The following is a 13679-nucleotide window of genomic DNA, read 5'->3' as shown; positions in this document are numbered from 1 at the left end:
CGTCCCGTGACTGATTTCAACCATACCGTAAACACCACGTGGACAGGGTGCGACAGGGCATGGCTGACGACAGGAATAGGGAAAAGGGCCGCGGCAGGAAGCTCACGGGACTCGGCATCGGGACGGGGGCCCTGAGTGTCCTGGCGATCGCCGGGATCATCGGCCTCGTCGTCGTCTACTCGGGCGCCTACAACGTCGCCGCGACGGAGGAGCATGCGTCCTTCACGCGCTGGGCGTTCGACACGACCTTCCACAACTCCGTCGAGAGCCGCGCCGACGACATCGCCGCGCCGGCGGAGTTCACCCCCGCCATGGTCGCAGCCGGAGCGGGGCCTTACAAGGCCATGTGCCAGCACTGCCATGCGGGTCCCGGCGTCGAGCGGGCCGAGTGGGCGAGCGGCACGCGGCCGAGACCGCCGCATCTGAGCGAGGCCGCGGCCCGCTGGGAGCCCGAGGAGGTGTTCTGGATCGTGAGGCACGGGGTAAAGATGTCCGGCATGCCGGCCTTCGGACCGAGCCACGACGATCAGGCCATCTGGAACATCGTGGCCTTCGTGAAGCAACTGCCCGCCATGGCGCCCGAGCGCTATGCGGCTCTCGGCAGCGCCGGAGGGCATGGCGGTGGGGGCACCATGGCGGCGAACCGCAGACCACCGGGGCTCATGGCGGCGGGATGCAAAGTCCGGCGCCCGCAGATGCCGGTTCGCATGGCGAGCATCCACACTGATTTCGGAGCAGGCATCTCATGGGCATGTCCTACTGGCGCTTCGCCGCGATGATCGCGACTTCCACGGTCGTGATGTACGGTCTGATGTATCTGAACACCTATGCCGCCGAGCACGTGTTCTGGAGCGAGACCCGCGCCTGGATGGCGCTCGTCATGGGCTCGACCAGATCGACATGTACAAGAAGATGGCGTTCAACCTCGCGATCTTCGGAGGCTCCATCGCCGTCTTCGCCCTGTCCCTCTGGCTCGTGCGCAGCCAGGCCACGGTGGACGATGTCGAATACATGAAAGCGATGATCCCGCATCACTCGATCGCGATCATGACGAGCGAGCGGGCGCAGATCTCCGATCCCCGCGTTCGCAAGCTCGCGGACGAGATCATCGAGGCGCAGGAGCGCAAGATCGCGGAAATGAAGTATCTCGCCGCCGATCTGGAGGCGCGGGCCTGATGAGGGCATTCCTGTCACGACACGGATGGAGGCCGCTGCCCCTCGCTCTTGCGCTCGGAGCCCTGGCGGCGTGCGGCGAAAGCGAAGCGCCGGACGACATCGTCAATCCTCCGCAGGTGCACGGCGTCGCCAGGGTCCTGCCGGCATCCGAAGTTCTGTCCGGCGCCCACATCCCAACCCTCGATCCCGCGCCGATGGTCGATGCGGAGATCCAGAAGGTCGTCGGGGCGGGGCCTCGCTGCGATTTCCACTATACGAGGGCGGGCCGGCCGGTCCTGGCTGTCGGGATGCAGCCGGACGGGACGGCGACCGGCGGCGTCGTCAAGCTGAACGGGTCTCTCGTTGCGCTCGCGTCGGAGCTGGCGCTGGCGGGCGGCGGCGCGCCGCCAGCCCGCTTTCTCCTCCTCGCCGACCCCGTCCGTGTGGCGGTCGCGCCTGTCGAAGGCGAGGAGGCGCAAGAGCGCGACGGCGCGCAGAGCCAGCGTGCGGACATGGTCTTCGAGATCAGCCGGATTTCCGAGCCGGCTATCGCGGCTACCTCAACTGCTTCGCCGCGCCCCGGATGACCTCCTCCCGCGAATAGATTCGGCCTCGGGACCGGCGCTGCGTCGTCGTTGAGATGGCCGATGATTCCCTAGAGGAATAAAAGTCGAGGTATTTGGAAACAAAGTTATAGTGCCGTTGGGTGTGTAGGCGCACATGGCGCGCGGCAGGTCAAATTCGTCGCGAAAAATAAGCCTCTGAAAAAGCTAAGCTTACAGTTTTGACGTCCGGGAAATGATGTTTGAGGCGGATTCCGACTACTTGTGCGGACAAATCCCGTGTGCATTAAGGCCGATCTGCATTTTCAAGAATGCAAACAGTAACTGTTATTTTATGACAAATGAGGATCACCATGACACCCGCTACTGCGAGCTCCGATGAGCTGTCCGACCCGATGGCAGCAGGCGCTCTCGCCGCATCGCCCCCAGCGACGATAGATCCCGACCTGATCAACGGGACGGCCGATCCGGATACCATTGATGGGCAAACTGGAAATGACACGATCAATGGCTATGACGGCGACGACACGCTCTCGGGCGGCACAGATCGGGATGTCCTCGATGGTGGGGCCGGCAAGGACTCTCTCGTCGGCGGCGACAATGGCGACGACACGCTGATCGGCGGCGAGGGCGCGGACATCCTGGATGGTGGGACAGGCAGCACCTACAGGGACCATGCCTCGTACGCGGACGCCACGACGGGCATTGTGATCAACCTGAAGGACGCATCCAAGAATACCGGCGACGGCATCGACACCGTGTCCTATGAATTGTCGAACAGCCGCGTCACCGTGAGCCTTGCCGCTGGCGGCGGCGGCGACAACGATTCCCGGAGCGACACCTGGACCAATTTCGAGAACGTGATCGGCTCCGGTTATGACGATAGTTTGACTGGAAGTGCCGGTGCCAACTTCATCTTCGGCGGCAACGGCAAGGATCTGATCATCGGGGGCGCTGGCGACGATACGATGGACGGCGGCGTCGGCGCCGATGAGTTCCAGGGCGGCGAAGGCAGCGACCTCATCTATGTCGACAACGCCGCGGACTACATCCGCGAGAATTCCTATGCTGCCGGAACGGATACGGTGATTGCGAGCGTGAGCTATTCGGTAGGCGTCGCTGCGGTCGAAGTCCTGCAGGCTGCCGCCGGCACCGCTCCGATCAACCTGACCGGCAACGAGTACACGCGGGTGCTCGTCGGCAACGAGGGAAGCAACCGGCAAGGGCGGCGCCAATTTCATGCAGGGCGGCGGTGGAAACGACGTCTATCATGTCGACAATGCCGGCGACAGGATCGTCGACAGCAGCGGCTACGATGTCGTCTATGCGAGCTCCAGCTTCGCCCTGAGCGCCGATTCCGGCATCGATTTCGTCTACGTGACCGGGAGCGCCGCATCCCTCATCGGCAATGCGCGTGACAACATCCTGCTGGGCACCGGCGGGAAGAACACCCTCAACGGCGGCAGCGGAAACGACAAGCTCTACGGCAAGGGCGGCAAGGACCTGGTGATCGGCGGATCCGGCAAGGACAAGTTCGTGTTCGATTCCAAGTTCAGCAAGTCGAGCATGGACACGATCAAGGACTTCAAGAGCGCCCATGACGACCTGTGGCTCGAGAACTCCCTGTTCAAGTCCAGCAAGTCCCTCTACGCGAAGATCAAGAAGGGCACCGAGAAGAAGCCGGCCAAGCTCAGCAAGTCCTTCTTCAAGGTCGGGGACAAGGCCAAGGATAAGGATGACTTCCTCGTGTACAATAAGAAGACAGGCATCCTCTACTACGACAAGGACGGGTCCGGCTCTGCCGGCATGACCGAGATCGCCAAGTTCAGCAACAAGACCACGCTGAAGTACAGCGACCTGCTGTTCATCTGATCCCGGACGCTACAACAAAGACCCCGCGGGACGCCGCGGGGTCTTTGCACAATTGAGGATTACGTTCTCGAACGCTCGCATCGGCAAGGGCATCGGCTTTTGCCGATGTCAGGCCGCTGAAACCGCCCGCAACTTCACCCGTCCGCGCTCGAGCACTAGGCCGAGCGTTCCGTTCTTGAGCGCCAGAGCCTTCTCTCCGAAGATCTCCCGCCGCCAGCCATGCATGGAGGGGACGTCGGCGGCGTCGCTCTCCGCGATGGCTTCCAGCTCCTCGACCGTGGCGATGATCTTCGGTGCGACGCCCTCCTTCTCGGCCACCGCCTTGAGGAGGACCTTCAGGAGATCGACCGTCGAGCCGGTATTGCCGTGGCCGCGGTTGCGCTCGGGCATGGGAACGGTCGCCGGATCGCGGGCGAGGCCGCGCTCCACCGCCTCCAGGATGTCGGCTCCCGTGCGGGAGCGCTCGAAGCCGTTGGGGATCGAGCGCAGGCGGCCCAGCGCCTCGATGCTGCGCGGAGCCGAAATGGCGAGGTCGATGACCGCGTCGTCCTTGAGGATGCGCCCGCGGGGCACGTCCCGGTTCTGCGCCTCGCGCTCGCGCCAGGCTGCGACCTCCATGAGAACCGCAACCTCGCGGGCCTTGCGCAGGCGTCCGGCGAGCCGCTTCCAGGCATTCGTCGGATCGGCCTGATAGGTCTCGGGCGCGGAGAGGATCGCCATCTCCTCGGCCAGCCACGACAGGCGGCCGTTCTCCTCCAGCTGCGCCATCAGCGCCTCGTAGACCTGCACCAGGTGGGTGACGTCCGACAGGGCGTAGGTGAGCTGGGCGTCGGTGAGGGGGCGGCGCGACCAGTCGGTGAAGCGGGAGGACTTGTCGACCTTCGCCTTGGCAAGGTCGTTGACGAGCTGCTCGTAGGAGACGGAATCGCCGTAGCCGCAGACCATGGCGGCGACCTGCGTGTCGAAGAGGGGGGTGGGCACGATGCCCCCTAAGTTCCAGATGATCTCCAGGTCCTGGCGGGCGGAGTGGAAGACCTTCACCACGTTCGGGTCCGCCATCAGCGCCATGAAGGGCTCGAGGCTCATGCCCTCGGCGAGGGGATCGATGAGGTAGGCGTCCGCGGGCTCCGGCCCCGCCATCTGGATCAGGCAGAGCTTCGGATAATAGGTGGTCTCGCGCAGGAACTCCGTATCGACCGTGACGAACGGATGGGCTGCGAGGCGGCTGCAGGCGGCGGAAAGCGCGTCGGTGGAGGTGATCAGGTCCATGGCTCGTTCATAGCCGATCCGGAAACAGCCTGCGAGTCCGAGTGAAGGCTTCCCGCCAATTGCTCTAAGGTAAGGTAAAATAAGAGGAATTGACTCCTCGTAGCCGGATATTGTTATGTTGTAACTCAGACCGTCGGCCAGGGAATAACCACTGCACCCACAGGGTGAGGAGGTCATCATGACCGAAGTGATGAAGGACGAGACGCCCGTCGAGCTGAGCGAGAAGGAACTCGCTGAGGTCGGCGGTGGCCGTCGGGTCATTCTCTACTGATCCGAGCTCGTTCGGATTACGGCAGGGGCGTAGCCTATCGCAGGTTGCGCCCCTGTCGCTTTCAGGCGCGCCCCAATCCCTGCCGGGCCGCTTCCGCGAAGGCGAGGGCGTCGGCATCCAGGGGCGGGGAGACGCGGCCGTCGCGCAGGACCACGATCCGGTCCGCCGCGCGGATCGTCTCCGGGCGGTGGGCGATGACGATCCGTGTGATCTTCAGCTCCGCCAGCGCCCGGTTCACCTCCCGCTCCTTGTCGAGATCGAGGTTCGAGGTGCCCTCGTCCATGAAGAGGATGCGGGGCCTGCGGTAGAGGGCGCGGGCCAGCAGCACCCGCTGGCGCTGCCCGCCGGACAGCGTCGTGCCCATGTCGCCGATGAGCGTGTTGTAGTTCATGGGCATGGCCATGATCTCGTCGTCGATCCCGGCGATGCCGGCGCAGGCGCGCATCCAGTCGAGATCGATGCGCATCTCGAAGAAGCAGATGTTCTCGGCGATGGACCCTGAGAGCAGCTGGTCGTCCTGCATCACCACGCCGACCTGCGAACGGAAGGCCTGGCGACCGAGATGGTCGAGGGGCGTGCCGTCCACGAGCACCGTTCCCTCCAGCGGCCGGAACAGGCCCAGCATGACCTTGAGCAGGGTCGTCTTGCCCCCGCCCGAGGGACTGGTGATGGCGACGAACTCGCCCGCCTCGACCTTCAGGCCCACGCCGGTGAGAACCTCCGGCTCGGTGTCGGCGTAGCGGAAGCTCACGCCTTTCAGCTCCACGGAGCCCTGGACGGGCCGCGCCACGAGGCTGTCGCCTTGCCGGTCCTGCTCGCGCTCGGCAAGCGCGATGTCGGAGAGGCGGTCGAGATGGAGGTCGAGCATCCGGTACTGGATGCCGGTCTCGATCAGGTTCGTGGCCTTGGAGAGGAACTGCTCCTTGTAGGCCATGAAGGCGTAGAGCATGCCGATGGTCATGTCGTTCGCCATGATGGCCTTGGCGCCGAGCCAGACCACGAGCACGTTCTCGATGCCGTAGATCAGGTCGTTGGCCGTCTTGAAGCCGATGGTGAAGCGGCCCTGCCGGATGCCGCGGCTGATGGATTCTGCATAGCGGTTCTGCCACACGGCTTCCCGGTCCGGCTCGCGCCCGAAGATCTTGATGCTCTGGATGGCGCGGGCGGTCTCGATGAAGGTGGTCTGCTCCTTGGCGGCCGCCTCGACCATCTCCTCCTGCCGCTGGCGCAGCGCCCGGTAGAGCGCGAAGCGCATAGAGCGCGAGCGCCGCAAAGACGATGCCCGACAGGCTCGGGCTGTAGATCAGGATCATGACGAGGGTGAGCGTCGCCATGACCCCGTCGACCAAAGCCGCCACGAGCCCCTCGGAAATCAGGTTCTGGATCGGCTCGGCCGAGCGGAAGCGCGAGACGAGATCGCCGATGTGCCGCTTCTCGAACCAGCTCAAGGGAAGGCGCACGAGATGGTGGAAGAGGTTCGCCCCCATCTGGAAATTGAGCGCGCCGCCCAGGAACAGCAGCACATGAGAGCGCAGCCAATCCGCACCGATATGGATGAGCATGAGAAGGCCGAAGCCGAGGGCAAGCGCCGCGAGCAGCCCCTGGTCGCCCTTCATCACCGCCTCGTCTACGGCAAGCTGCATGTAGAAGGGGGCGGCGAGCACGACGAGCTGCAGCACGGCCGAGAGCGCCAGCGCCTGGGCGAGCGCGCGCCTCACGCCCCGCATCCGCCCCCAGAGGGCGGTAAGGCTCAAACGGGAGCGCTCCTTCTTGCGCTCGAAACCTTCGGTCGGGGTCAGCTCGAGCGCGATGCCGGTGAAGTGATGCCCCACCTCGTCGAGGGAGAGGGTGCGGATGCCCAGCGCAGGATCGTGGATCGTCACCTTCCGGGCGCCGACCTCTTTGAGCACCACGAAATGGTTCATGTCCCAGTGCAGGATGCAGGGGAGCTTGATGGCCTTGAGCTGTTCCGGCTCCAGCCTCAGGCCGCGCCCGGTCATGCCGAGGCGCTGGCCCATGACGAGCACGTCCTTGAGCGTGACGCCCTTTAGCGAGATCGAGAACAGGCGCCGCAGGGCGGCGAGGTCCACCTCGCGCCCGTGATAGGTCGCGACCATGGCGAGGCAGGCCAGCCCGCATTCCGCCGCCTCGGACTGGATGATGGCGGGCAGGCGCGGAGCGCCGAAATAATCGAGGGAGGCGGAGAGCTTCACATCCGTCCCCTGACGCTGATGAGGGGCTCGAACAGCCAAGCCAGCAGGGAGCGGTCCTCCAGCACGATATCGGCCTTGAGGGTCATGTCCGGCTGGAGGGCGACCCGACGCCCGAAGGCGTCCACGTCCTGCCGGTCGAGGCGCACGGTGACCCGGTAGGCGGGTTCGCTGAGCGAGACCTTGCCGATGACCTCGTCGGGCGAGAGCACCGCCTGCGAGACCGTTTCGACCGTGCCGTGCTGCGTGCCGAAGCGCTGATAGGGGAAGGCGTCCACCATCAGCCGCACCCGCTGGCCCGGCTCAACGAAGCCGATGGCCCGGCTCGGCACGAAGAGCTCCGCAAGAAGCCCCGCATCCTCCGGCAGGATGGTGAGGAGGGGACGGTTCGCATCGACGATCTGGCCGGGGGCGGCCTGCAGCGCCGTGATGCGGCCTGCGATGGGGCGGCGATGACCTGCGCCCCGCTGCGACAGCACCTCCGCCCGCTGGCGCTCCCGGTCGGCGAGGTTGAGCCGCAGCTGCGACAGGCGCTCGGCCTGCTGCACGGGCAGTTGCTCGCGCTGGAGCTTCGTCTGACCCAGTTCCTTTTCGGCTGCCGCCAGCGCCCTGTCGATCTCGGCGAGGGACTGCTTCCGGGAGAGCAGCGCCTCGTCCTGCTCCTGCAGGGCGGCGCGGGTGGTGTGGCCCTGCCGGGCGAGGGCGGCGACGGTGTCCCGCCGCTCCTCCGTCATGCGGATGCGCTCAGCCATCAGGCTGCGCTGAGCGGAAAGCGCATCCCGCTCGGCGGTTGCTGCGGCGATCGTCGCATCGAGGCGGCGGATCTCGTTCTCCGTGCGGGCCGGATCGGCGGCGATCTGATCCTTGAGTACCTGAACCTGGGTTTCGAGGGAGGCGAGAACCGCCCCGTCCAGGGTGCCGCCGGCCTCTAGCCCCTGCTGCGAGCCGATCGTGAAGGGCGGCGCACCCGCCGCGATCCGCTCGCCTTTCGCGGTTTCCTTGCGGGCATATTCGGCGGTGCCGAGAAAGAGGACGACGATCAGGGCGCAGGCGACGAGAAAGCCGCCGAGCAGCAGCCACAAGAGCGGCGCGACCGGCAGCGATACGGCCGAGTGCTCACCCGTCGCCGCCGCGACGGCCTGCGGCCGGAACAAGGACTGACGCGACACCCGAACCCCTCAACGCAACATGATGTGATACTATGTCGCAGAAAGGTGGTTGTTCGAAAAGGCTTCGGGGCTGCGTCAGAGAAAACCGCGGCTCAGGATCAGGCCATCTGGCGGGCGTATCTGCGCCGGTCGCGAGTCTGCCGCTCGGCCCGCTTCATCAGCCAGTCCAGGATGTTGTGCTCGACCGCGAGACCGGTCTCCGCATCCTCCAGGCGCTGGATCCGGTCGACCCGGAAGCCGCGATAGCCGTCGTCGGACAGGATGTCGATGCCGCCGAGCAGCATCTTGCCGGGGCCGACCTTCAGCTCGCGCGCGATCACCCAGCGCCGGCTCTGGTTTCCGGCCTGGTCCACATAGTCGAGCTCCAGCGCGCCCTCCAGGGGATAGACGCGCCAATTGCCCTCGATCCGCTCCTCGACGGGCGCGTTCCGGGCGGGCTTCAGCAGGGATGTCGCAAAGGTGGTGACCATAGGCAGGATATGGGGATTCCTGCTTTGTTCTGCAAGGCCTTTGAGTGCTGAAAACCCTTGAATTTCAAGGGTCGTGGCCTGTTTCCGACCCTAGTCGTGGGGTTCGACCGGGCCGTCGATGATGACCTGTGCGCAGAGGCGGGAGCATCGCTCGATCCGGCCGTCGACCCTGTAGACATTTCGCAGGAGATCCGGCGTGATCACGGCCTCGGCGGGACCGCATTTCACCATCGTTCCCGCATCGATCACCATGACCCGATCCGCCACCCGCAGGACCTGGTTGAGGTCATGGATCGCCAACACCACGCAGATCTGCCGCTGCTGCGACAGGCTCCTGATGAGAGCCAAGACCTCGACCTGCCGGTGGAGGTCGAGGGCGCTCGTCGGCTCGTCCAAGAGCAGGATCTCCGGCTCCCGCACCAGGGTCTGGGCGAGCGACACCAGCTGCCGCTGTCCGCCGCTGAGCTCGCACAGGCTCTTGAAGGCGATGCGCTCGATGTTGAGCGAGGCCAGAATCGCGTCCACGGCTTCGAGGTCCTCGTCGCCGACCCGGAGGTCCGCGCCCTGCTTGCGCGCCAGCAGAACGGACTCGTAGACTGTCAGGACCGTGTTCACGGAGGTGTCCTGGGGCATGTAGCAGATGCCGGACGAAAACCCGCCCGAGAGGCCGCCGACCGCAATGTCTCCCGGTCCGCCGAGCAGCCCCGCGATGCGGCGGAACAGGCTCGACTTGCCGGCGGCGTTCGGGCCGATCACCGCCGTCACCTCGCCGCCCTTCAGCACGGGGGTGGTGATCCCCGAGAGGACATCCAGTTTCCCGTAGCGGACGCCCACGTCGTTGAGCTGCAATGTGGCTACCATGCCCGTCTCCGGTTGGTCATGATCAGGCTGAACAGGAACGGCACGCCGACGAGCGCGGTGATGATGCCGATGGGGATGATGCTGCCCGGAATGAGGGACTTGCTGATCACCGAGGTCAGCGACAGCATCGCGGCTCCGGACAAGGCGGAGGCCGGCAGGAAGAAGCGCTGGTCCTCGCCGATCATCATGCGGGCGATGTGCGGGCCGACGAGCCCGACGAAGCCGATGGTGCCCACGAAGGCGACGGGCACGGCCGCGAGCACGCTGACGATCAGCATCGTCTCTAGGCGAAGCCAGCGGACATTCACCCCGAAGCTCGCCGCCTTGTCCTCGCCCAGGCGAAGCGCTGTCAGGCCCCAGGCGCGGCGGAAGAAGAGCGGGAGGGCGACGACAACCACAAGGGTCGTGATCGCAAGCTTCGGCCAGGTCGCGCGGGTGAGGCTGCCCATGGTCCAGAACACGACGGCCGCCAGCGCCTGCTCGGAGGCGAGGAACTGCACGAGGGCGAGCAGGGCATTGAAGGTGAAGACGAGGGTGATGCCAAGAAGCACGATGGTCTCGACCGTCACGCCGCGCCTCTGGCTCATCAGGTGGATGAACAGGGCAGCCCCCATCGCCATGAGCAGGGCGTTGATCGACACCACGTATTCGATGGCGAAGGGAAGGAGGCCGACCCCGAAGACCAGGGCGATGGACGCGCCGAAGCTCGCAGCCGCCGAGATGCCGAGCGTGAACGGGCTGGCGAGCGGATTGTTGAGGATGGTCTGCATCTGCGCGCCCGCCGCCGAGAGCGCCGCGCCCACGACCACCGCCATGAGGGCGACCGGCATCCGGATGTCCCAGATCACGACGGAGACCTGGTGGGATATTTCAGGCGATCCTGCGAGCGCGAGCACGACCTCGCGCATGCTGTAGCGGGCCGGCCCCAGGGCCAGGTCTGCAATGACGGAGAGGATCAGGACGGCGGACAGCGCAAGAAGCACGAGCTTCTTGCGCTGGACGAGGGCGCGGTAGGCACCGCGCCCCGGTCTTGCTGCAATGGATGCCGAATGGGCCAAGGGGTTATTCCTTGTCCGACAGGGACACCCAGTAGCCCGGCTTGTAGGCCACCGGCAGGAAGCGCTCGTAGAGGGTGCGCATGGTCTGGTCCGGATCGAGGTCCTTGAACAGCTCCGGATGCAGCCACTTGGCGATCTGCTGGACGGCCACGAACTGGTAGGGGCTGTTGTAGAACTGGTGCCAGATGGCGTGGACCTGCTTGTCCTGCACCGCCTTCACGCCGGTATAGGCGGGACGAGTCATCAGGTCCGCGAGCTTCTTGCGGGCGACGGCCTTGTCGGCGCCCGAGCCCACGCCGACCCACTTGCCGCCGGGCACGTAGAGTTCCCAGTTCGAGCCCGTGGCGATGACATGGTCCGGGTTCGAGGCGATGATCTGCTCCGGGTTCACGACGCCGAAGGTGCCGGGAATGATCTTGGAGGCCATGTTGGTGCCGCCCGCGATCTCGACCATCTTGCCGAAATTCTCGTTGCCGAAGGACATGCAGCAATCGTCGCTGTAGCCCGCGGCGCGCTCCATCATCACCACGGGCTTGGCGGGGTTCGCCTTGGCGAGGCGCTCGGTGACGCGCGCGATCTGCTCCTTGCGGAAGGCGATGAACTCCTCGGCCTTGGCTTCTTTGCCGAAGAGCTTGCCGATCAGGCGCATGCTCGGCTCGGTGTTCTCGAAGGGCTTGTCGCGGAAGTCCACGAAGACCACCGGGATGCCGACCTTGGCGAGCTTCTCGATCAGCTTCGAATCGTCGGTCGCCGTCTTTGACTCGACGTTCATGATCATGACGTCGGGAGCGAGCGCGACGGCCTGCTCGATGTCGAAGGTGCCTTCCTTCGATCCGCCGAACTTCGGCAGCTTGGCGATATGCGGGTACTTGGCAAGGTAATCCCTGTAGCCGTCGAGATCGGCCTTCTCGAAATCGTCGCGCCAGCCGACGACGCGCTTGAACGGATCCTCACTGTCGAGGGCGGCGACGAAATAGATCTGCCGTCCTTCGCCCAGGATCACTTTGTTGACCGAGGCTTTCACCTCGACCTGGCGGCCGGTGACATCGGTGACCTTGATCGTGTCGGCCGCCTTGGAGGGAACGGGCAGAAGGGCGACGAGCGCCAGGGCCGCGCAGAGGGCGAGTTTTGGAAGTTGCATGATGTGCCTCATGTCGTGAGGGAAGTGGCTCCTCCTATGATGGCGTTTGAAGTACATCAAGAATTATCTTTTAGAAATACTTCAATGAGCGCCAGAACAGGCGTTGTTTAGAACATTTATATTCCGTAGTTTAGAATGAATATAGTTTGACTATTCTTTGTTCGAACGGTAGTGCACGCGGCGCCTGATGGATGAGGGGCTCCCTTTGACGACATCGAACTATTCTCTTCGTGATGAAATCCGCGATTATTGGTCGGCCCGTGCGGCGACCTTCGATGAACAGGTCGGGCACGAAATCTTCTCGGAGGCAGAGCGAGAGGCCTGGCGCGAGCTATTCCTGCGCCATCTCGGTCCCGGCGAGGGCCGCCGGGCGCTGGACCTTGCGAGCGGGACGGGGGTGATCTCGCACCTGCTCCACGGGCTCGGCTTCCAGGTGACCGGGCTCGACTGGTCGGAGGCGATGCTGTCGCGGGCCCGCGCCAAGGCCGAAACCCGCGGAGCCGACATTCGCTTCGTCATGGGCGATGCGGAGCGCACCCTCGAGACCCCGGAGAGCTACGACGTGATCGTCACGCGCCACCTGGTCTGGACGCTGGTCGATCCTCCGGCGGCGTTCCGGGAGTGGCATTCCCTCCTGAAGCCGGGCGGCAAGGTCCTCATCGTTGACGGCGACTTCGTCTCGGACACGTTCATCAAGCGCATGATCCGCGTCCTCCAGCGCTTCTCCGGCAATGGCGCATCGGCTCCGCACATGCCGGACGCCATGCGCGAGACCCACGAACGGATCCTCCGGCAGGTCTATTTCTCGAAGGGAGCGCAGGCGGCCGAGCTCAAGAAGCTGCTCCGCGAGGCCGGCTTCTCCGAAATTGCTGTGGACCGCGATCTCAAGCGGATCCACCGCGAGCAGGCCAGGCACATGCCCCTGCTCAAAGGCCTCGAGCGGGCCATCCAGCACCGCTACGCCATCGCCGCCGTGAAGAGGTGAGGGGGCCGTAGCCTAGGTGAGGCACTGGCACCCCCGGCCCCTCCCCAAGGGGGAGGGGAATGCACGTGTCATCCCCGGCGGCGGCGAAGCAGCCGGGAAGGGGATCCACGCACAGGCGCGGCGCTATGGAGTCCCTTCCCCTGCGATGGCTGCGCCATCTCCGGCCGGGAATGACACCCACCACATCCGGGCTTGTTTTGTTCCCCGCAGTCCTCTCTGACCCCCCTAGCCCTCATCCTGAGGAGCGAAGCGTCTCGAAGGACGAGGGCGTCTCCAGCGCGCACTGGAGCCTCCTTCGAGACGCCGCTTTCGCGGCTCCTCAGGATGAGGTGGGGCAGGGCGGACTTTGATGGTTCATTCTGAGGCGCACACGTCTTCTCCCTCCCCCTTGTGGAGAGGGATCAAGGGTGGGGGTGGGGGGGCCGGCGCCTGACCCTCATAGGCTATCGCTCACTCCCCCACCTCCCACTCCTCCCCACCGCAAGTCGGGTGTTCCCGACTTGCGCAAGAGCAAGCAGGTCCCGGGCAGGCCCGGGCCTTTGGGGGAGGAGGGCTGTCGCGCCATAGGAGCCGAACTCCCAGGATGAGGATGGAGACGGGGCAGGCAAGAATGTTCTGCTTTTGTTCTTGATTGCTGTCCTAAGCTGAGCTATAT

Annotated in this window: 11 protein-coding genes and 2 pseudogenes; 6 read left to right on the top strand and 7 right to left on the bottom strand. The window is 65.1% G+C overall.

Going from position 1 to position 13679, the window contains the following annotated elements; genetic code table 11:
- The first annotated feature begins 59 nt into the window (after nt 1-59).
- The 5 genes and pseudogenes from LG661_RS06560 (at nt 60) to LG661_RS06540 (ending at nt 3590) form a co-directional block, all read left to right on the top strand.
- On the top strand, nt 60-779 hold the full coding sequence (locus LG661_RS06560; RefSeq protein ID WP_230531078.1) for a c-type cytochrome: 720 nt from the start codon (nt 60-62) through the stop codon (nt 777-779).
- A pseudogene (locus tag LG661_RS06555) lies at nt 752-1176 on the top strand (DUF305 domain-containing protein). The gene LG661_RS06560 and the pseudogene LG661_RS06555 overlap by 28 nt, the downstream one beginning before the upstream one ends.
- Complete coding sequence (locus LG661_RS06550) at nt 1176-1742, top strand: hypothetical protein (protein ID WP_230531077.1); 567 nt, start codon at nt 1176-1178, stop codon at nt 1740-1742. The pseudogene LG661_RS06555 and the gene LG661_RS06550 overlap by 1 nt, the downstream one beginning before the upstream one ends.
- Before the next feature lie 329 nt (nt 1743-2071).
- On the top strand, nt 2072-3136 hold the full coding sequence (locus LG661_RS06545; protein ID WP_230531076.1) for a calcium-binding protein: 1065 nt from the start codon (nt 2072-2074) through the stop codon (nt 3134-3136).
- The gene (locus LG661_RS06540; RefSeq protein WP_230531075.1) at nt 3096-3590 is read left to right on the top strand and encodes a M10 family metallopeptidase C-terminal domain-containing protein; all 495 of its coding nucleotides are present in this window, start codon (nt 3096-3098) and stop codon (nt 3588-3590) included. Before LG661_RS06545 ends, LG661_RS06540 begins: the two co-directional genes overlap by 41 nt.
- 108 nt (nt 3591-3698) lie before the next feature.
- On the opposite strand, the gene rnd is transcribed toward LG661_RS06540, so the two are convergent.
- The 7 genes and pseudogenes from rnd to LG661_RS06500 form a co-directional block, all read right to left on the bottom strand.
- Nucleotides 3699-4859, bottom strand: coding sequence for a ribonuclease D (gene rnd / locus LG661_RS06535; protein WP_230531074.1), 1161 nt, complete (start codon nt 4857-4859; stop codon nt 3699-3701).
- Nucleotides 4860-5194: 335 nt separating this feature from the next.
- A pseudogene (locus tag LG661_RS25345) lies at nt 5195-7318 on the bottom strand (cysteine peptidase family C39 domain-containing protein); the annotation flags it as partial.
- Between the two features lie 21 nt (nt 7319-7339).
- Nucleotides 7340-8509: an HlyD family efflux transporter periplasmic adaptor subunit gene (locus LG661_RS06520; RefSeq protein ID WP_230531071.1), complete on the bottom strand. Its 1170-nt coding sequence runs from the start codon at nt 8507-8509 to the stop codon at nt 7340-7342.
- A gap of 98 nt (nt 8510-8607) precedes the next feature.
- Nucleotides 8608-8979: a hypothetical protein gene (locus tag LG661_RS06515; protein ID WP_230531070.1), complete on the bottom strand. Its 372-nt coding sequence runs from the start codon at nt 8977-8979 to the stop codon at nt 8608-8610.
- Between the two features lie 90 nt (nt 8980-9069).
- On the bottom strand, nt 9070-9840 hold the full coding sequence (locus LG661_RS06510) for an ABC transporter ATP-binding protein (protein ID WP_230531069.1): 771 nt from the start codon (nt 9838-9840) through the stop codon (nt 9070-9072).
- On the bottom strand, nt 9834-10898 hold the full coding sequence (locus LG661_RS06505) for a FecCD family ABC transporter permease (protein WP_230531068.1): 1065 nt from the start codon (nt 10896-10898) through the stop codon (nt 9834-9836). Before LG661_RS06505 ends, LG661_RS06510 begins: the two co-directional genes overlap by 7 nt.
- 4 nt (nt 10899-10902) lie before the next feature.
- A complete protein-coding gene (locus LG661_RS06500) occupies nt 10903-12039 on the bottom strand; it encodes an ABC transporter substrate-binding protein (protein ID WP_230531067.1) in 1137 nt (378 codons plus the stop codon).
- A 187-nt stretch (nt 12040-12226) separates the two neighbouring features.
- On the opposite strand from LG661_RS06500, the gene LG661_RS06495 reads away from it, so the two are divergent.
- A complete protein-coding gene (locus LG661_RS06495) occupies nt 12227-13024 on the top strand; it encodes a class I SAM-dependent methyltransferase (RefSeq protein ID WP_407666667.1) in 798 nt (265 codons plus the stop codon).
- Nucleotides 13025-13679 lie beyond the last annotated feature (655 nt).

It is taken from the genome of Microvirga roseola (assembly GCF_020866965.1).
Taxonomy (GTDB): Bacteria; Pseudomonadota; Alphaproteobacteria; order Rhizobiales; family Beijerinckiaceae; genus Microvirga; species Microvirga roseola.
This window is presented reverse-complemented; position numbering and strand designations above follow the sequence as displayed.

What these genes read in the sequence shown, in the direction of transcription:
- LG661_RS06560 (WP_230531078.1), top strand. Translation starts at nt 60, where the DNA reads ATGGCTGACGACAGGAATAGGGAAAAGGGCCGCGGCAGGAAGCTCACG.
- LG661_RS06550 (WP_230531077.1), top strand. Translation starts at nt 1,176, where the DNA reads ATGAGGGCATTCCTGTCACGACACGGATGGAGGCCGCTGCCCCTCGCT.
- LG661_RS06545 (WP_230531076.1), top strand. Translation starts at nt 2,072, where the DNA reads ATGACACCCGCTACTGCGAGCTCCGATGAGCTGTCCGACCCGATGGCA.
- rnd (WP_230531074.1), bottom strand. Translation starts at nt 4,859, where the DNA reads ATGGACCTGATCACCTCCACCGACGCGCTTTCCGCCGCCTGCAGCCGC.
- LG661_RS06515 (WP_230531070.1), bottom strand. Translation starts at nt 8,979, where the DNA reads ATGGTCACCACCTTTGCGACATCCCTGCTGAAGCCCGCCCGGAACGCG.
- LG661_RS06510 (WP_230531069.1), bottom strand. Translation starts at nt 9,840, where the DNA reads ATGGTAGCCACATTGCAGCTCAACGACGTGGGCGTCCGCTACGGGAAA.
- LG661_RS06500 (WP_230531067.1), bottom strand. Translation starts at nt 12,039, where the DNA reads ATGCAACTTCCAAAACTCGCCCTCTGCGCGGCCCTGGCGCTCGTCGCC.
- LG661_RS06495 (WP_407666667.1), top strand. Translation starts at nt 12,227, where the DNA reads ATGGATGAGGGGCTCCCTTTGACGACATCGAACTATTCTCTTCGTGAT.